The organism is Streptomyces sp. Ac-502 (assembly GCF_045222935.1).
Lineage (GTDB): Bacteria > Actinomycetota > Actinomycetes > Streptomycetales > Streptomycetaceae > Streptomyces > Streptomyces monomycini.
This window is the reverse complement of sequence record NZ_JBHFFO010000001.1, coordinates 7,006,161-7,024,668: the sequence shown is the minus strand read 5'-3', so window position 1 is coordinate 7,024,668 and position 18,508 is coordinate 7,006,161. Positions and strand designations below refer to the sequence as shown.

The following is an 18,508-nucleotide window of genomic DNA, read 5'->3' as shown; positions in this document are numbered from 1 at the left end:
GGCCGAGATGCCGGTACGGCGGGTGCGCGGCGGGGAAACCCGGCTCAGCCGTCGACGCGGACCGGCAGCGACTCGATCCCGTACACGATCGACAGCTTGCGGAACGCCAGCTCCTCGGGCCGCACCGCGAGCCGCATGGCGGGGAAGCGCCGCACCAGCGCCGGGTAGGCGGCGCGCAGCTCCATCTTGGCCAGCTCGGCGCCGACGCAGCGGTGGATGCCGTAGCCGAAGGCGAGGTGCGAGGGCACGTTGCGGGACGGGTCGAAGCGCTCCATGTCGGGCCCCAGCTTGCCGTCCCGATCGGCGCCGCTCAGCGAGCACAGCACCACGTCGCCCTTGGTGATCGGCACGCCGGCGATCTCCAGGTCCTCCCGCGCGAACCGGGGAAGGCCACCTGCACGACGGTGAGGTAGCGCAGCAGCTCCTCCACGTAGCGGTCGGCCGCCTCGTCGCCGTCCTTGAGGGCCGCGAAGTGCGAGTCGTCCTGGAGAAGTACCAGGGCGCCCAGCGCCAGCATGCTCGCGGTCGTCTCGAAGCCGCCGGTCAGCACGCCGTCGGCGAGGCCCGCCAGCTCCTCGTCGCTGACCGAGTCGCCGTGCTCCTTGACGATCATGCCGAGCAGGCCGTCGCCCGGGTTCTGCCGCTGCTTCTTGACCACCTCACGGAAATACGAGAGCGATTCCGATATGGCGCCGAACGACGCGTTGGCGCCGCTGAAAAGGTCGAAGCGGGCGGCGCTCAGCCGCTCGAAGTCCGCGCGGTCCTCGTACGGAACTCCGAGGAGTTCGCAGATGACCAGCGAGGGAATCGGCAGGGCGAACATCTCCACCAGGTCGACCGGGTCGCCGGCGGCACCGGCCTTCTCCATGGCGTCCAGCCGCTCCTCCACGATCTCGTGGATACGGGGCGTGAGCCGGTTGAGGCGGCGCATGGTGAATTCGGGCGTCAGCAGACGGCGCAGCCGGGTGTGCACCGGCGGGTCGGCGAAACCGAGGCCGCCCGGGTTCTGGTCGGTGCTGGCGCCGGCCTGCCCGATGAGGTTGGTGAAGTCGGAGCTGAAGGCGTTGCCCTTGCCCAGGACGGCCTTGACCTCGTCGTAACCGGTGACCAGCCACACATTGGCGGCGATCGGCACCGGCAGCTTGCTGATGGGCTCCCGCTCCCGCACCGTCGCCAGCTCGCCCACCGGGTCCAGCCCGTCGCGCCGCAGCGGCATCAGCACAGACTCGGGCAAGAAAGACATCCGAGACAGGTCGAAGCCCTTCTTCCGCGTCCTTGCCATATACAGGCGGCCGGCCCAGGCGATGATCCGGGAACGGAGAGTCGTCATGACGCTAATACTGCCTTTCGTCGAGGGGGACGGTCACCCGCCCTCGGCGGGCCCCGGTAAGGGCTGCCGAACGCCGGGACATCCGCTCGGCGTTCGCGGATGTGACGTGCGCCATGGACCGGTCGGCCGCATCCAGCGTGACGAGCTCAGCCTTGTACATATGTGTGCGCGTGGTCTGAGGGCGAGTTTACAAACTGCCATTGCGCGCAATCACGGAACAACCCTTGTTCGCCCCCTAGGGGCTTCCCCGGGGTCGGCCGCGGCCGCGGCCCGGTCCGCACGAACCGGCCCTGCTCGCGGGCCAGTAGGCCGCCGCTCCGCGACGTGCCGCCGGGGCTGTGGAGGTACCGGGCGTCATGGGCGAAAGCCAACCGTATGCGAGGTGTGCTGCCCACCGTTTCCGTCACGGGCGAACGAGGCAACCCGCGCACCGTTTCACGCGTCCGCCCCGCCCGTACGCCGTCCGGCCCGCCCGCCCGGGGAGGCGGCCGGAGTCCCGCCGGGCCCGCCCGGCGCCGTCCGGCCGCGGAAACCGTGCCCGCCCGGGCCCGGCATCATGCCCACCCGTCCTCAGGGGCCGGACCGGCACCTGGCCCGCTCATCGGGCGGCCGTACCCACACGACCCTTGCGCGCGGCCGTACGCACGACTCCCGCACGCCCGCATCGCCCCGACCGCCACCCGCAGGCCGCCGAGCGCAGGACGCCGACCACCGACCACCACCCGTAGACCACAGTCCGCCGACCGCCACCCCCGCCCGACATCACGCACCTCGTACCCCCGCCCCATCCCAGACACCACACCCACCCCACCGAACCCGACATAAAGGACATATGCCTCAACGCTTGCTACGTTGCCTGTCATGACCGCACCCACGGCGGACGCTCCCCCACCGGGCCTGAGGACGCCCGGACGCCGGGGCACCGAACTGGCCCTCCTCGCCGGCGCCGTCCTGATCAGCGTCTGCGGGTACATCGACGTCGGGCTCGCCCGGCAGAACGCCGTCCCGGGCGACGCCGCGAGCTACGGGGCGGGCCTGGCCGCCCTGGCCCTCCTGGGCCACCTCGCCGTCAGGTTCCGCGCGCCCTACGCCGACCCCCTGCTGCTCCCCATCGCCATCCTGCTGAACGGGCTCGGGCTGCTCCTGATCTTCCGGCTCGACCTGGAGACCCCCGCGGACCGGGCGGCGCCCACCCAGCTCGTCTGGTCCGCACTCGGCGTCGGCCTGTTCGCCGCCGTCGTCCTGCTGCTGCGCGACCACCGCACCCTGCAGCGCTACGCCTATGTGTCGGTCGCCGCCGGCCTGGTCCTGATGGTCGTCCCGATCTTCTTCCCCGCCGTGAACGGGGCCAAGATCTGGATCCGGGTGGCGGGCTTCTCCTTCCAGCCCGGCGAGTTCGCGAAGATCCTCATCACCGTCTTCTTCGCCGCCTATCTGGCGGCCAACCGCAACGCCCTCGCCCACACGGGCAAGCGGATGTGGAAGCTCCAGTTCCCCACCGGCCGGGTGCTCGGCCCGGTCGTCGCCGTCTGGCTGGTCAGCGTCGGCGTCCTGGTCATCGAACGCGACCTGGGCACCTCGCTCCTCTTCTTCGGCGTCTTCGTCGTCCTGCTGTACGTGGCCACCGGCCGCACCGGCTGGATCGCGGTGGGCCTGCTGCTCGCCGCCGCCGGTGCCGCCGCCGTCGGCGTCCTCGAACCGCACGTGCACAGCCGGGTCGCGGACTGGCTGCACCCGTTCGCGAGCATCACGGCGGGCCGGGGCGCGAGCCAGCTCGCCCAGTCGCTGTTCGCCTTCGCCGCCGGCGGCCTGCTCGGCACCGGCCTGGGCGAGGGCCACTCCGCCCTCATCGGCTTCGCCATGAAGTCGGACTTCATCCTGGCCACCTACGGCGAGGAACTGGGCCTGACCGGCCTCACCGCCCTCTTCCTCCTCTACGCGCTCCTGGTGGCCCGCGGCTACCGGGCCGGGCTGGCGCTGCGCGACCCGTTCGGCCGGCTGCTGGCCGTGGGTCTCGCCTCCTCCTGGCCGTCCAGGTCTTCGTCATCGCGGGCGGCGTGATGGGCCTCATCCCGCTGACCGGCATGGCGATGCCGTTCCTCGCCCAGGGCGGCTCGTCCGTCGTCACCAACTGGGTCATCGTCGCGCTGCTCATCCGGGTCAGCGACAGCGCCCGCAGACCGCACCCGGACGCCGCGGAGCCCGGGGCGGTCGCGGCGGCAGGCACCGACGGCGCCCGGTCCGGCGCCTCCGCACCGCCGTACGAGGAGGACGACATGCCGTACGGATACGGGGGCGGCGAAGCCGAGGACAACCACCGCAACCACGGCAACTACCGCAACCACGACGATTACGACCACCACGACGACCAGGACAGCCACCGGTGAACCGCTACATCCGCCGCGCCAGCGTCTTCTGCCTGCTCCTGCTCGTGGCGCTGCTCCTGAACGCCGCCCGCGTCCAGGTCTTCGAGGCCGGACACTACGACGACAACTCCGCCAACCGGCGCGCCGCGCTGACCCGTTACAGCCAGCCGCGCGGTGACATCCTCGTCGACGGCGAGCCGGTGACCGGCTCGCGCGACAGCGGCGGCCGGCTGCGGTACGAGCGGACGTACGCCGAGGGGCCGCTGTACGCGCCCGTCACCGGCTACGCCTCCCAGGTCTACGGCACCTCGCTGCTGGAGAACGCCGAGGACGACGTGCTGTCCGGCACCGACCCGCGGCTCGCGCCGGTCCCGCTGTGGACCGACATCAGCCGCGAGCAGCAGCCGGGCGGCGACGTGGTCAGTACGGTCGTCGCGGCGGTGCAGCAGGCCGCGTTCGAGGGGCTGGGCGGCAAGAAGGGCGCGGTGGCCGCCGTGCAGCCGCGCACCGGCAGGATCCTCGCGCTGGTCAGCACGCCGTCGTACGACCCGAACGACCTCGCCGGCACCGAGCAGTCCGTGGCCGACACCTGGAACCGGCTCAACCGGAGCGGCGGCCAGCCGATGATCAACCGGGCCCTGAAGCAGACGTACCCGCCGGGCTCCACCTTCAAGGTCGTCACGGCCGCGGCGGCGCTGGACCACCGCAAGGTCACCGACATCGACGCGGCCACCGACGCGCCGGACCCGTACATCCTTCCGGGGACGTCCACCCGGCTCACCAACGAGGCGGGCGGCTGCGCGAACGCGTCGCTGCGGCACGCCTTCGAGGTCTCCTGCAACACCGTCTTCGCCCGCCTGGGCGTGGACGTCGGCCTGGACGGCATGGCCGGGACCGCGGAGAAGTTCGGCTTCAACGACGCGGATCTGAAGATCCCCTCCACCGCGGCCCGCAGCGTCTTCGACACCGAGATGGACGACGCGCAGGTGGCCCTCTCGGCCATCGGCCAGTACGACACCACGGCCACCCCGCTCCAGATGGCGATGGTCGCCGCGGCCGTGGCCAACGACGGCGAGGTCGAAACCCCCATCTGGTGGACAAGGTGACCGACGCGCACGGCGGCACGGTCACCGCCACCCGGCGGAAGACCCTGCACCGGGCCATGAGCCGCGGCACCGCGCGACGCCTCCAGGAGATGATGACCGGCGTGGTCACGCGGGGTACCGGCACCGGCGCCGCGATCGACGGCGCCACCGTCGGCGGCAAGACCGGCACCGCCCAGCACGGCGTGGACAACAAGGGCACGCCGTACGCCTGGTTCGTCTCCTGGGCGAAGAAGGACGGCGCGGCCGACCCGGCGGTGGCCGTGGCGGTGGTCGTCGAGGACGCGGCCGCCGACCGAGCGGACATCAGCGGCGGCGGCAGCGCGGCACCGATCGCCCGCGCGGTGATGCGGGCCGCGCTACGGTGACGTACAGGGACGTACGGGAACGTAGGGGAACGTACGGAAGGCAACGCCACGCCGCGCAGGGGGACGCATGGGACAGCCGGGACACGAACGTACGGGACAGCGGAGGCGTGGACATTCGGGGCAGCGGAGGCACGGACTTACGGGGCAGCCGGGACCCGCACATCAGGCCGGTGACCGGGCACTCCTGACCCTGAGCGAGATCGAGGCGCTGGCCCGCCGGGCCCACGCGGGGCAGACGGACAAGGCCGGCCGCCCGTACGCGGAGCATCTCGCGGCGGTCGCCGGGGGCGTACGGGAGCGCGGCGGCAGCGACGAGCAGATCGCCGCCGCCTGGCTGCACGACGCCGTCGAGGACGGCGCGCTCACGCCCGCGTGGCTGGCCGGCGCCGCGCTCACCGCGCGCACCAAGGCGATGGTCCGCGCGGTGACCAAGCGCCCGGGCGAGCCGGTCGAGGCGTACACGGCCCGCATCCTGGCCACGCCGGGCGCGCTGCTGATCAAGGAAGCGGATCTGGCGCACAACGCGGACCCGGCGCGGCTCGCGGTGCTGGACGCGGCGACGCGGGAGCGGCTGACCGTGAAATACCGGCGGGTCCGGGGCCTGCTGGGGCTGGCGTAGGCCCGGCCGTCACCGCCCCGCCTGCACGGCTCCGCCGCCCCGGTCCACACCCCGGACACCACCCCCACAAAGCTGCCCCCTACAGCTAACCTGCCCGCCATGACGACCTCGGAGCCCTCGGACCCCAGCACTCCCACCACTCCCTCGGCCCCCTCGGATCTCTCAGCTCCCTCAGCTCCCTCGGGCCCCGAAACTCCCGCGCCTCTCTCCACCACCCTCGAAAGCCGGGTCATCGCGGCCCTCCACGACGCGAGCGTCCGCCGTCTCACCACCGGCCAGGTCATCCTCGACGGCATCGACTGGACCGTACGCACCGGCGAGCACTGGGCCCTCCTCGGCGCCAACGGCGCGGGCAAGACCACCGTCCTGCGGCTGGTCGGCGCGCTGATGTTCCCCACCACCGGAACCGTCGAGGTGCTCGGCCACCGTCTCGGCACCGTCGACGTACGCGAACTGCGCGCCGCGATCGGCCTGGTCTCCAGCGCGCAGAAGGTCCCGCAGGAGGCGACCGGCCACACCGTGGTGCTGACCGGTGCGACCGGCACGGTGCAGCCGCTCTGGGGGAAGTACGACGACGCCACCCGAGAGCGCGCGCACGAACTGCTGGCCGAGCTGGAGTGCAAGGACCTGGCGGACCGCCCGTACGGTGTGTGTTCCGGCGGCCAGCGGGCCCGTCTCCTCATCGCCCGCGCACTGATGGCCGACCCATCGCTACTCCTCCTGGACGAGCCGTTCAACGCGCTCGACCTGCCGTCCAGGGAGGACCTGATCGACACCATGCACCGCCTGGCCGAAGGCCGCCCCGGTCTGTCGACGGTCACCGTCACCCACCACCTGGAGGAGCTCTCCCCCGCCATCGGCCACGCGCTGCTGCTGCGCGAGGGCCGCGTGCAGGCGCAGGGCCCGGTGGCGGACGTCCTCACCGGCGAGCGCATGACGGCGTGCTTCGGCCGGCCCGTAGAGGTGACCTGCCACGACGGCCGGTGGCTGGCGCGCTCAGGGCGCCGCTGACCGTCCAACTGTGCAACCTTGACAGCACGGCGCGGCACACCGCCGCGCGCGCTCTCAGGCCGAGCCCCCGTCCTCCTCCCCCAGCGCGATCGCCTCCGTCACCTCACCGACCCGCGCGCGCTCCTCCTCCGCGAAGCGCTCCGCGTCGAGCTGTTCGGCCAGTTCCTCGTCCTGAGCCATCAGCTGGTCCAGGCTGGAGTCGCCGAGGTCGAAGACGCCCATGTCCACGTAAGCGCGCTGGAGGCGTTCGCCCCAGAGGCCGATGTCCTTCACGCACGGGACGATGCGGCTGAAGAGCAGTTTGCGGAAGAGGTGCAGGAATTCGGAGTTCTCGGTGATGTCGGCGGCTTCCTGGCGGGGCACGCCGAAGTTCTCCAGGACCTCCAGGCCGCGCAGCCGGTCACGCATCAAGTAGCAGCCCTCTATGACGAATTCCTCGCGTTCGCGGAGTTCGGCGTCGGAGAGCTGCTTGTAATAGTCGCGCAGCGCCAGCCGCCCGAAGGCGACGTGGCGGGCCTCGTCCTGCATGACGTAGGTCAGGATCTGTTTGGGCAGCGGCTGGGTGGTGGTGTCGCGGATCATGCCGAAGGCGGCCAGCGCGAGGCCCTCGATCAGTACCTGCATCCCGAGGTAGGGCAGGTCCCAGCGGGAGTCACGGAGCGTGTCGCCCAGGAGCGCCTGGAGGTTGTCGTTGACCGGGTAGAGCATTCCGATCTTGTCCTTGAGGAAGCGGCTGTAGATCTCGGCGTGCCGGGCCTCGTCCATGGTCTGGGTCGCGGAGTAGAACTTCGCGTCGAGGTCGGGGACGGTCTCCACGATCCGCGCGGCGCAGACCATCGCGCCCTGCTCGCCGTGCAGGAACTGGCTGAACTGCCAGGCCGCGTAGTGCTGCCGCAGTTCGCCGCGTTCCTTGTCCGACATCCGGTCCCAGTACGGCGTGCCGTACAGGGAAACCGATTCGTCCGGGGTGCCGAGCGGATCGTACGGGTCCACCTCCCGCGCCCAGTCGATCCGCAGGTTGGCGTCCCACTGCTTGTCCTTGCCCTTCTGGTAGAGGGCCAGCAGCCGCTCGCGGCCGCCGTCGTACTCCCAGCTGAGACGGGCCGGACTGCCCGCCGGTACGGTCCACGGATCCGCGCCCGGGTCCTGTGTGTACAGCTCGCGGCTCGACACCTGTGCCTCCTCGCTTCGCTTGTGACCCTCGCACCGGAGACGGTCGTTGGCAGGCTCACACGGACTTACCGGCGGGTCAACAATTCGCGCGCAGGGGATTGACGGGCTTGCTGACAAGCAGTCTCATAAGACGTGACCGCGGGTAACCCACGAGCGAGGTAACCACAGCCATGACGACCGTGACGCCGGCAACCACCGTGACGGAGCCAGGAGTCCTCCGGGACGCCCTCGGGCTGCTCAAGGACCGCGAGCAGGTGGCGGAACGACTGCTCGACTCCTCCGCCAAGCACTCCTTCGACCCGGACACCGAACTCGACTGGGACGCGCCCCTGGAAGAGGGCAAGTGGTTCTGGCCGCCGGAGCTGGTGTCCCTGTACGACACCCCGTTGTGGAAGAAGATGTCCGAGGAGCAGCGGATGGAGCTGTCCCGGCACGAGGCCGCGTCGCTGGCCTCGCTGGGCATCTGGTTCGAGATCATCCTGATGCAGCTGCTGGTACGGCACATCTACGACAAGTCCGTCACCAGCGCGCACGTCCGCTACGCCCTGACCGAGATAGCCGACGAGTGCCGGCACTCGAAGATGTTCGCGCGCATGATCCAGAAGGGCGAGGCGCCCGCGTACCCCGTCTCCCGCCTCAACCACAACCTCGCGCGCATCCTCAAGACCGTGTCCACGACGCCCGGTTCGTTCGCCTGCACGCTGCTCGGCGAGGAGATCCTGGACTGGATGCAGCGGCTGACCTTCCCCGACGAGCGGGTCCAGACGATCGTGCGCGGCGTCACCCGCATCCACGTCGTCGAAGAGGCCCGCCACGTCCGGTACGCCCGCGAGGAACTGCGCCGCCAGATGGTCACCGCGCCGCGCTGGGAGCAGGAGCTGACCCGTGTCAGCTGCGGCGAGGCGGCCCGCGTCTTCTCCATCGCCTTCGTCAACCCGCAGGTCTACACGAACGTCGGCCTGGACCGGCGGGAGGCGGTCGCCCAGGTGAAGGCCAGCGGGCACCGCCGCGAGGTGATGCAGTCCGGCGCGGGCCGGCTGACGGAGTTCCTCGACGACATCGGCGTCCTGCGCGGCGTGGGCCGCAAGCTCTGGAAGAGCTCGGGGCTGCTGGCGTAACCGCCGGGGCGTGGCGGCGACTCGGGCCGGGCGGCTGTCGCCGCGCCGGTCCGGTCCGACCCGGAGCCGGTCCGCGCCGGTCCGGTCCGGCGCGTACGCGCCCAGGGCCCCGGACCCGGTTCAGTACGTCCGAGGTCCGGGACGCGCCGGCGCGGCGCGGGCCGCGCGCGCGAACGCGCCCCGGCCCCCGAACCCGCCCCGGCGCTTTCCCGGCGGGCCGGTTACGCTGCTGGGATGAACGGCAGCGGCACCGCCCCAGCAGTACCCCGACCCGCCTACCGCAGGCTCAGCGTCGAGCAGCGCCGCTCCCAACTCCTGACCGCCGCCCTGAGCCTGTTCGCCCAGCGCGCCCCCGAGGACGTGTCGCTGGACGACGTCGCGGCCGCCGCGCAGGTGTCCCGGCCGCTCGTCTACCGCTACTTCCCCGGCGGCAAACAGCAGTTGTACGAGGCCGCCCTGCGCAGCGCGGCCGACATACTGGAGGGCTGCTTCGACGAGCCGGAGGACGGTCCGCTGACCCGGCGCCTCGGCCGGGCGCTCGACCGCTACCTGGCGTTCGTCGACGAGCACGACGCGGGGTTCAGCGCCCTGCTCCAGGGCGGCAGCGTCGTCGAGACGACCCGGACGTCCGCGATCGTCGACGAGGTGCGGCGTACCGCCGCCGACCAGATCCTGCACCATCTCGGCGCCACGTCCCCCTCGCCCCGGCTGCGGATGGCGGTCCGTACGTGGATCACGGCCGTCGAGGCCGCCTCCCTGATCTGGCTGGACGAGGACAAGCAGCCGCCGCTGGACGAGCTGCGGGACTGGCTGGTCGACCACTTCGTCGCGCTGCTGACCGCGACGGCGGCCACCGACGAGCAGGCCGAGCGGGTGGCACGGGCCGCGCTGGCGATGGAGACCGCCGACGGCCCGGCCGGTGAGCTGGCCCGGCGGATCCTGCCGATCGTGGCCGACGCGGCCCACCTCCTGTGAGCCGGGGCCGTCCGGGCGCGTTTCCGCTCCGGCTGGCCTGACCTGCGCTTTCACCGGACTGTACATCGATGTGAGACTGGTGGGGTGAGAAGCGAGAACACCCCGTTCGTCGGCGGCCCGCTGGACGGGCGGGTGCTGCCGGTCCTCGTCGGCGCGACCGGCCAGCCGCCGAAGACGTACGAGATCCCCGTACCGAACGACGACGGCCGCCCGCCGACGGTGCACCTGTACCGGCGCGCACCGGGCCGGGTGGGCCGGCTGGGCCTGCCCAGGGGCTGGAAGTACGAGTACGACCCGGCGGGCAGGGTGCCGGGCGGCCCGAAGTGGCCGTGGACGAAACGACGTTGACCGCACGGGCCGGCGCGCGCCGGGCACCCGGCGCGGCAGCCCCGCCCCTTCACCATCCCGCTTGGTCCGGACCATTGACAGTACTGGTCTAGTCCTGTTTGCTGCCTGCCCAGGGGGAGCCGCGCCTGCGCCTCCCTGGCAAGGCCCCCACCCCGCAGGGGCGGCCCCTTCCCCACGTTCGGCACCCGTGTACGTCCCCTCCGTACCGCCGTCGACAAGGAGCCCCCCATGCGTCGCAGCCGCAGCAGTAGCCGCGGTCACAGACCCGGCCCGTCCAGAAGACCTCTGACCGCCACCCTCGCCGCCGCGGCCGCCGGCCTCCTCGGTGCCACGGCCCTGTTCGTCACCCCCGCCCAAGCCACCGCCCAGGCCGGCCCACCGCCCACCGCGGCCGCCCCCACCGCACCGGCCGCCCGCCCCCAGGCCCTCCCCGAGCACGCCCTCGTCGGCTACCTCCACGCGAGCTTCGCCAACGGTTCCGGATACACCCGCCTGGCCGACGTCCCGGACAGCTGGGACGTCGTCAACCTCGCCTTCGGCGAGCCGGCCTCCGTCACCTCCGGCGACATCCGCTTCGCGCTCTGCCCGAAGACCGAGTGCCCGGGCGTGGAGACCGAGGCCGAGTTCAAGGCCGCGGTCAAGGCGAAGCAGGCCGCGGGGAAGAAGGTGCAGATCTCGATCGGCGGGCAGAACGGGCAGGTGCGCCTCACCACCACCGCCGCCCGCGACCGGTTCGTCCAGTCGGTCGGCGCGATCATCGACCGGTACGGGCTGGACGGCCTGGACATCGACTTCGAGGGCCACTCCTCTCGCTGGCCACCGGCGACACCGACTTCAAGAACCCGAAGACCCCGTCCGTCGTCAACCTGATCTCGGCGGTCAAGACCCTCAAGGCCCGGTACGGCGCCGGGTTCACCCTGACCATGGCGCCGGAGACGTTCTTCGTCCAGCTCGGCTACCAGTTCTACGGCTCCGGCCCCTGGGGCGGCCAGGACCCCCGCGCCGGCGCCTACCTGCCCGTCATCCACGCGCTGCGCGACGACCTGACCCTGCTGCACGTACAGGACTACAACTCCGGCCCGATCATGGGCCTGGACAACCAGTACCACTTCATGGGCAGCGCGGACTTCCACATCGCGATGACCGACATGCTGCTGACCGGCTTCCCGGTCGCCGGCAACCAGAACAACGTCTTCCCGGCACTCAAGCCGTCCCAGGTCGCCATCGGCCTGCCCGCCTCCCCGTACGCGGGCAACGGGCACACCGCCCCCGCCGAGGTCACCAAGGCCCTCAACTGCCTCACCCGGGGCACCGACTGCGGCACCTACCGGACCCACGGCCGCTGGCCCGGCATGCGGGGCCTGATGACCTGGTCCGTCAACTGGGACCGGTTCGGCAACTGGGAGTTCCAGAAGAACTTCGACGCCTACTACGGAAGCTGACTGCACCTCAGCAGCACGCCCCGGCCGCCGCCGGGCGCCGGGACACGCCCCCGGCCGCTGATCGGGTGACCGTACCGCTCCGGTGGCCCCACCCCCACGGCGAAGATACGACCACCGTGGCACGATCCGAACGAACCGGGCGGCGGACCGCGGGTCCGCCGGAGCCGCAGCTGTCCGTCGGAGGTGGATACGTGTCGCAGCGGTGCATGTCGGGGCGGTGTACGTCGGGGCAGCGCGTGTCGGGGCAGTGCGCGTCGGGGCAGTCCTGGCCGGAGCGATCCGAGCCGGGGCGGTCGGGCCCGGGGCGGTCGGGGCCGGCCCGGCTCGTACGGTCGGTCTGCGCCGCGGCGCTGGTGGGCGCGGCCGTCCTGGCGCTGCCCGCAGCGCCCGTACACGCCGAACCGGAGCCGGACCCGGCCGCGACCGGAACCCTGGGCCTGCCGGACGCACCGAACGTACCGGACGCATCACACACACCGGACGGACCGGAGGAACCCACCGGCCCCGAAGGACCTGCCGGACCGGAAGCAACCGACCCAGACCCCAACCCCGCCCCCGACCCCGACGAGGACGCCTCCCTCCGCCGGCTGCTGACCCGGCTCCAGGACCTCTACCGGCGGACCGAGCAGGCCACCGAGGCGTACAACGCCACCGAGGAGGACCTCAAAACCCAGCGCAAGGAGTCCCAGGACCTCAACATCCGGTTGGCCCGCGCCCGTACCCGGCTCGCCGACGGGCAGGCCGACGCGGGACGGCTCGCCCGCCAGCAGTACCAGGGCGGCGCCGCCGCCGGACTCTCCACGTACCTGCGCATGCTGCTCTCCGCGGACCCGCGGGAGGTACTGGAGGAGGGCCACCTCTTCAAAGAGGCGGCCGGCAGCCAGGCCGCCACCGTCGCCCGGCTCACCGGCAACGAGAAGCGGGCGGACGAGCTCGCGAAGGCGGCGCGCGCCGCCCTGGACGAGCAGCAGGTGCTCACCGAGCGGCGCCGCGAGCAGCGGGACGCGGTCGAAGGCCGCCTCAAGGAGGTCGAGGAACTGCTCTCCACGCTCTCGGAGGACCAGCTCGCCGAACTGGACCGGATGGAACAGCAGGGCACGGACGAGGCACAGCGCAGCCTGCTGTCCTCCGGCAAGCTGGGCGCGACCCGGACGCCGTCGGCGAGCGGGGACCGCGCCGTGCGGTACGGCCTCCGCCAGGTCGGCAAGCCGTACGTCTGGGGAGCGCAGGGCCCCGGCTCCTTCGACTGTTCCGGCCTGACCTCGCAGGCCTGGTCGCACGCCGGGCGGCCCATCCCGCGCACCAGCCAGGAACAGTGGCGGCAGCTGCCACACGTACCGCTGCGGGCGCTGCGCCCCGGTGACCTGGTGCTCTACTTCCCCGGCGCCACACACGTCGCGATGTACCTGGGCGACGGCCTGGTGGTCCAGGCCCCCCGCCCCGGCGCCCGGGTCAAGGTCTCCCCCATCGCATCGAACCCGCTCCTGGGCGCGGTCCGCCCGGACCGGGGGTGAAACCGGCGCCACCCCACAAGTGACTGCCTTCTGCGGTGACCGGACGCCTGCACCGATGACCGGATGCCTACACCTTTGCAGCCAATCGGTCATCCACAGGGCACCGTGCGCGCACATTCCCGCCGTGAACTGGCCGCATGGCTTCGAATCCCACAGCTCCCCCGAGCACTCGCCCCACCGATGCCTCCACCCCCGTAGCCGTCCCCTCCACCCCCGTAGCCGTCCCCTCCACCCCCGTATCCATCCCCTCCGGGTACGGCTCCCCAATCCTCCGGGCGCTGCCCCGTGCCGCCACCACCCTCGTCGTCGGCACCGTCGCGGGCGCTCTGTCCGCCTACATCGCCATCGCCGGCGACGGGGACGGCAGGACCGTCGACGCCGCTTCCCGCCTGGCCTCCGGCTACCTCCCGTACACGGTGATCGTCTTCGTACTCGGCGTCACCGCCCCCAGCGCCGTCCATGCCGTGGCCCGGGCGACGCTCTCCCAGGTGATCATGGTCCTGGCCTACTACACGTGGAAGCCGATGATCTCCTTCAGCAGGACCCCCACCATGGCCACGCACTACGCCCAGCAGTGGCTCCTCGTGGCCGTCACTGCCGTCCCGCTGGCCGCCCTCGCGTCCTACGCGCTCCGCAGAGCGCTGAAAACTCTCCGCTGAGAACGCCGGCGTCCCGCACCGACCGGAACGCCTCAGGCCAGAACGGGCATGAAACCGCCATGGGCCGTACCGGAGCCCAGCAGGTGGGACCAGTCAAGGATCTCGGGCAGAGCGTCGAGGGACAGCACCACCGCGCCACCGGCCCGTTCGGCATCCGCACACCAGTCGGCCATCTCACCCGGCTCGACGCCTTCACCGGCTTCGACGACCACCGGCGCGACAAAAGCCGGGATCATGAGCCCGGCTTCCCCGGGCCCGTCCACGACGCACATGGTGAGCCTGGGCACAACGCTCCAGCCCTCACACCGAGGAACCGCCCCGTCCGGCGCGGTCAGAGCCGGCAGAGCCTCGTGTGCAGGAGCCTCGGACATCAGCAGTACGGGGGTGGCACCCCGGATGAACAGGGTTTTCTCAGGTTCCAAGAGCACCAGGACAGTCTTCCAGGCTGCCACCGCAGCCGAATCGGAGGGGCGGCCAACCCCGGCGAGCGGCCGCCCCTTCCCGCACCTCCGACGAGGCCCGTCGGCGGCCGATGCTGTAATCGGACCGTGAAGTCGCTGCTCCTGCTGTCCGTCCTGGGCATCGTGTTCGTCGTACCGACAGCCGGTGTCTGGCTGCTGGGGCGCCGAGCAAAGGTCCCTGCCTGGATGCTGGTGGTGTTCCTGTCGACCGGGTGGCTGGCGGTGATCGTCGGCGGGGCGCTCTCGCAGCGGGCGTACGGATCCCTGTTTCCGGAGACATCACCGTGCCACCACGCAGGCACCCCGATCACGCGGTACTTCCCGCCCGACTCGTTCTGCCTGCACGATGACGGGGACGCGCGAACGGTCAACGGGCCGACCGGCAAGCTCGTGTTCTGGACCGCCTTCGCCACCGCCCTCGCCATGCCGGGAGCCGCCCTCGCACGACGCCGACCACAGAAAGGCACGGCTGTGCTTCGACAGCAGATGAATCACAGGGTCCAGCTCCCCTGACGCACCGGTCACCGCCGCTGCTCACGCCAGTATGTCGCCACGAATCCCCGCAGCCACCCAGGACAGCAGGGCCCCGATCAAGCCTCCGTAACCACCGCAACCACGATGGCCGCTACGGCAGGTCCGAGAGCATGTGGAGCCCCCAGCGGCGGCACCGTCACACATCGGACCTCACCAGGGACATATGCAAAAATCCTTCGGTGAAGCTGAAGATTTGGGTCATAGGTGGCCTTTCGCTCGCCACTCTCACCTGTGGCGTGACAGCCTGTGGCGCCCCCGGCGAGCCCTCCGAACAGAGCACGCCTCCCACCGCACCGGCAGCCACCCACGCAGCGAACCAGCCCGCGGGCGGCGGATCGACCGGACAGAAGGGCACTCGACCTGCCAAAGTCACCGCGCCGTTGCGTCGGCTGGCTCAGCAGCCCTCGTCGTTGGACAGCTTCACAGCGTTCGTACGCCTGCACGGCACGGCCGACGAGAAGGCCGCAGTGGCTCACCTGAAGGCCTGGAAGGGGTACCGCCCTGTAGGTGACGTGGACGAGGAAACCGGTCTCAGCGCCCTCTTCCCGAGCATCATGCTGCGAACCGACCTGCCCGCAGCGGACTGGGACGCGGCAGATGCCGGTGACCGAGCCCAGTCCGACCTGGTGATCCACCAAGAAGAGCTGGGTGAGCAGGTCGCCCGGGCCTTCGACAAGTGGTGGGACGGAAGCGAGAAGTCGACCGTGCAGATCTTTGACGTCAAGGACCAGCTGGCAGGCAGCGGCAGTGTGCACTGAAAGCAACGCGGCATCCTGTACCGGTGCCGAGAATGAGCACATGGGTGTCCCCCAGCTGCTCGAATCGGCTTCTCTCTTGGTGCCGGAAGAGAACGCCACTGAGAACGACATCACGGTGCGTGATGTATGGGACTACCTCGCCCATGACGAGTGGGAGGTCGCTCTGAGTCTGCTGGAGGAGTTCGGGGACGGGCCTCCGCTTCCCTTGGCGTTCTGGGCGAGGCTTGCCGAGGCCGCTGAGCAGCTTCGGCTTGAGCGGAGTGCGGCCTGGTGTCACTGGCGGTGTTCTGAGATGCGTAACGGCTGGGTCCGGGCGGAGCTGACGCTCCGGCCGGCCGCCGAGGCACGGCGTAAGTCACCGGTTCCTGGCCACGGTGTTCTGCGGCCCATGTGGGACATCGGGCGTCTGTCGCCCACCGGCGGTGCCGCGGTGAGCATTGCGGATCTCTGGGTCGAGGGCATGCCTTTCCTGGAGCCCGGTGAGCGGGCCACCGTTCGCCTCGTCCCTTTTTCTCCGTCCCACTGGGAGCACGTCGTAGCCGGGCAGCGGATCACCATGCACGAGGACCGGAGTGCGGCCGGGACCGCGGTCGTCCTGGAGGTTCATCCACCTGACGGGGATCACGGCGTATCGCCGCGTGCGACGCGCGTGCAGGCGCTTCCGTGACTTTCTGATGCGTGGCCGTGCGAGTGGCCGGGGAGCGTCCGCAACGTCCCCGGCCAACCGTCCAAGCGTCAGAAAACCCTCAGGCCGCAGTCACCGAAGCCAGGTACGACTCCGCCTTCTCCGGTTCGAAGAAGAAGTTGTCGAAGTCCGCCGGGTCGTTGAAACCGTTCGCGAAGCGGTCGGCCACCGGCTGGAGTTGGCCTGCCGCGCCGATCAGGTTCAGTACGTGCTCGGGCGGTGGGGCCAGCATCGCGTTGGTCCACCTCGTGACGTGCTGGGCGGTCTGCCAGTAGCGGTCGAAGGCGGTCTGCATCCACTCCGCGTCGAAGGGGCGGTCGCCGTGTTCGATGATTGAGGACAGGTAGGAAGCGGCGCACTTGGAGGCGGAGTTGGAGCCCTGGCCGGTGATCGGGTCGTTGGCGACGACGACGTCCGCGACGCCGAGTACCAGGCCGCCGGAGGGGAGCCGGCCGACGGGGTTGCGCACGGTGGGGGCGTACCGTCCGGCCAGGGTGCCGTTGGCGTCGGTCAGCTCGACCTTCGTAGCGCGCGCGTACTCCCAGGGGGTGAAGCGCTCCATGAGCTCCAGGGTCGTCGCCAGGTGCTCGTTGGGGTCCCGCATGCCCGCGAAGGCGTCCAGCGGACCGCCGGGTATGCCCTCCCAGAAGAGGATGTCGGCTCGGCCGGAGTTGGTCAGCGTCGGCATGATGAACAGCTCGCCGACGCCCGGTACGAGGTTGCAGCGCACTGCGTCGAAGTCGGGGTGCTCGGGGCGGGGGCCAGACCGTGCACGTACGCGACGGAGAGCGCGCGCTGCGGGGCGTCGTACGGGGAACGGGAGGCGTCCCGGCCGAACATCGAGACCAGTTCGCCCTTGCCGGCGGAGACCAGCGTCAGGTCGTAGCGGCTCGCGAAGAAGTCGAGGTCGGAGACGGCGGCGCCGTGGATGACCAGCTGGCCGCCGCGCTGCGCGAAGGTCTCCATCCAGCCGGCCATCTTCACGCGCTGGTCGACGGACTGGGCGTAGCCGTCCAGCTTGCCGACCCAGTCGACGGCGCGCTGAGTGCCACCGGGCTGTGCGTGGCTCCCTGGGGCGGCCACGGAGACACCGAGACCCTCGATGCGCGGGGCCTGGCTCTCCCAGAAGTTCAGCGCCAGGTCGCGCTCGTGCTGGAGCGCGGTGTGGAACATGCACTGCGTGGACATGACCCGTCCGGAGCGGATCTCGTCCGCGGTGCGGTTGGACATGAGGGTGACCTCATAGCCCTGGGACTGGAGTCCGAGGGCGAGCTGGAGACCGGACTGGCCGGCTCCGACGATGAGTATCTTCCGCATGGTGGTGCTCTCTTCCCAGGTACGGGGGGCGGCGGTACGGGGGGACGGCGGTACGAGGGCCGTGCGGGGGGCTCGGGCGCTACTCGGGGGTGGCTTCGAGGGCGTGGGCCACGAGTGCGAGCAGCGACTCGACGACCGTGATCCGCTGGCGCGCGTCCATGATCACGACGGGCACGTGCGGCGGTACGGTCAGCGCCTCGCGTACGTCCTCGACGGCGTACGCGGCCGTCCCCTCGAAGTGGTTGACCGCGACGATGTACGGCAGGCCGCAGCTCTCGAAGTAGTCCAGCGCCGGGAAGCAGTCGTCCAGCCGGCGGGTGTCGGCCATGACGACGGCGCCGATCGCGCCGCGCACCAGGTCGTCCCACATGAACCAGAAACGTTGCTGTCCCGGCGTACCGAACAGGTACAGCACCAGGTCGGAGTCGAGGGTGATCCGCCCGAAGTCCATCGCGACCGTGGTGGTGGTCTTGTGCGGGGTGGCGGACAGATCGTCCGTACCCTCGCTGGCCTGCGTCATCACCGCCTCGGTCTGCAACGGGGTGATCTCCGAGACCGAGCCCACGAACGTCGTCTTGCCCACGCCGAAGCCGCCCGCCACCACGATCTTGGTCGCGATGGGGGCGCGGGAACGATCCGTCTGCCAGCTCTGCAGCCCCGCCTCCTCGGCGGCCACCGCGGGCGTCTCGGGCGCCCCGGCGGCCCCGGCCGCGGCGGCCGTCATCGT

13 protein-coding genes and 5 pseudogenes are annotated in these 18,508 nt (G+C 71.1%); 13 read left to right on the top strand and 5 right to left on the bottom strand.

Features of this window, described 5'->3' with window-relative positions:
- Positions 1-44: 44 nt before the first annotated feature.
- A pseudogene (locus tag ACEXOX_RS32145) lies at positions 45-1,282 on the bottom strand (cytochrome P450).
- A 909-nt stretch (positions 1,283-2,191) separates the two neighbouring features.
- Between ACEXOX_RS32145 and ACEXOX_RS32140 the strand changes: the two are divergent.
- The 4 genes and pseudogenes from ACEXOX_RS32140 (at position 2,192) to ACEXOX_RS32125 (ending at position 6,797) form a co-directional block, all read left to right on the top strand.
- Positions 2,192-3,717: pseudogene (locus ACEXOX_RS32140) on the top strand (FtsW/RodA/SpoVE family cell cycle protein).
- Positions 3,714-5,167 (top strand): annotated as a pseudogene (locus ACEXOX_RS32135) (penicillin-binding transpeptidase domain-containing protein). The pseudogenes ACEXOX_RS32140 and ACEXOX_RS32135 overlap by 4 nt, the downstream one beginning before the upstream one ends.
- Positions 5,168-5,234: 67 nt before the next feature.
- On the top strand, positions 5,235-5,786 hold the full coding sequence (locus tag ACEXOX_RS32130) for an HD domain-containing protein (RefSeq protein ID WP_406524509.1): 552 nt from the start codon (positions 5,235-5,237) through the stop codon (positions 5,784-5,786).
- A 99-nt stretch (positions 5,787-5,885) separates the two neighbouring features.
- Positions 5,886-6,797 (top strand): ABC transporter ATP-binding protein, encoded by a 912-nt coding sequence (locus tag ACEXOX_RS32125; RefSeq protein ID WP_406524508.1) that lies wholly within the window; start codon positions 5,886-5,888, stop codon positions 6,795-6,797.
- A gap of 54 nt (positions 6,798-6,851) precedes the next feature.
- Here ACEXOX_RS32125 and ACEXOX_RS32120 read toward each other — a convergent pair whose 3' ends face one another.
- The gene (locus tag ACEXOX_RS32120) at positions 6,852-7,970 is read right to left on the bottom strand and encodes a ferritin-like domain-containing protein (RefSeq protein WP_406524507.1); all 1,119 of its coding nucleotides are present in this window, start codon (positions 7,968-7,970) and stop codon (positions 6,852-6,854) included.
- Between the two features lie 170 nt (positions 7,971-8,140).
- Here ACEXOX_RS32120 and ACEXOX_RS32115 point away from each other — a divergent pair, with 170 nt between their 5' ends.
- From ACEXOX_RS32115 to ACEXOX_RS32090, 6 genes and pseudogenes are all read left to right on the top strand, one after another.
- Positions 8,141-9,088: a diiron oxygenase gene (locus tag ACEXOX_RS32115; protein ID WP_406524506.1), complete on the top strand. Its 948-nt coding sequence runs from the start codon at positions 8,141-8,143 to the stop codon at positions 9,086-9,088.
- 234 nt (positions 9,089-9,322) lie between these two features.
- Positions 9,323-10,063, top strand: a complete 741-nt coding sequence (locus ACEXOX_RS32110) for a TetR/AcrR family transcriptional regulator (RefSeq protein WP_030022592.1) — start codon at positions 9,323-9,325, stop codon at positions 10,061-10,063.
- Positions 10,064-10,147: 84 nt separating this feature from the next.
- Positions 10,148-10,411 carry a hypothetical protein gene (locus tag ACEXOX_RS32105; RefSeq protein ID WP_406524505.1) on the top strand — a complete coding sequence of 88 codons (264 nt, stop codon included), beginning with the start codon at positions 10,148-10,150 and terminating at the stop codon, positions 10,409-10,411.
- Positions 10,412-10,837: 426 nt separating this feature from the next.
- Positions 10,838-11,853, top strand: a pseudogene (locus ACEXOX_RS32100) (chitinase); the annotation flags it as partial.
- Between the two features lie 236 nt (positions 11,854-12,089).
- On the top strand, positions 12,090-13,367 hold the full coding sequence (locus ACEXOX_RS32095; protein ID WP_406524504.1) for an NlpC/P60 family protein: 1,278 nt from the start codon (positions 12,090-12,092) through the stop codon (positions 13,365-13,367).
- Between the two features lie 137 nt (positions 13,368-13,504).
- Positions 13,505-14,026 carry a hypothetical protein gene (locus ACEXOX_RS32090; RefSeq protein ID WP_406524503.1) on the top strand — a complete coding sequence of 174 codons (522 nt, stop codon included), beginning with the start codon at positions 13,505-13,507 and terminating at the stop codon, positions 14,024-14,026.
- A 32-nt stretch (positions 14,027-14,058) separates the two neighbouring features.
- Here the strand turns inward: ACEXOX_RS32090 and ACEXOX_RS32085 are convergent, their stop codons facing one another.
- A complete protein-coding gene (locus ACEXOX_RS32085; protein ID WP_406524502.1) occupies positions 14,059-14,289 on the bottom strand; it encodes a hypothetical protein in 231 nt (76 codons plus the stop codon).
- A gap of 285 nt (positions 14,290-14,574) precedes the next feature.
- Between ACEXOX_RS32085 and ACEXOX_RS32080 the strand changes: the two genes are divergently transcribed.
- The 3 genes from ACEXOX_RS32080 (at position 14,575) to ACEXOX_RS32070 (ending at position 16,446) form a co-directional block, all read left to right on the top strand.
- Entirely contained in the window at positions 14,575-15,000 is a 426-nt protein-coding gene (locus ACEXOX_RS32080) for a hypothetical protein (RefSeq protein ID WP_406524501.1), read from the top strand.
- Positions 15,001-15,431: 431 nt separating this feature from the next.
- On the top strand, positions 15,432-15,779 hold the full coding sequence (locus tag ACEXOX_RS32075; protein WP_406524500.1) for a hypothetical protein: 348 nt from the start codon (positions 15,432-15,434) through the stop codon (positions 15,777-15,779).
- Between the two features lie 40 nt (positions 15,780-15,819).
- Complete coding sequence (locus ACEXOX_RS32070; protein WP_406524499.1) at positions 15,820-16,446, top strand: hypothetical protein; 627 nt, start codon at positions 15,820-15,822, stop codon at positions 16,444-16,446.
- A gap of 79 nt (positions 16,447-16,525) precedes the next feature.
- Here ACEXOX_RS32070 and ACEXOX_RS32065 read toward each other — a convergent pair.
- Positions 16,526-17,781: pseudogene (locus ACEXOX_RS32065) on the bottom strand (styrene monooxygenase/indole monooxygenase family protein).
- A gap of 79 nt (positions 17,782-17,860) precedes the next feature.
- Positions 17,861-18,505: a GTP-binding protein gene (locus ACEXOX_RS32060; protein WP_406526538.1), complete on the bottom strand. Its 645-nt coding sequence runs from the start codon at positions 18,503-18,505 to the stop codon at positions 17,861-17,863.
- Positions 18,506-18,508 lie beyond the last annotated feature (3 nt).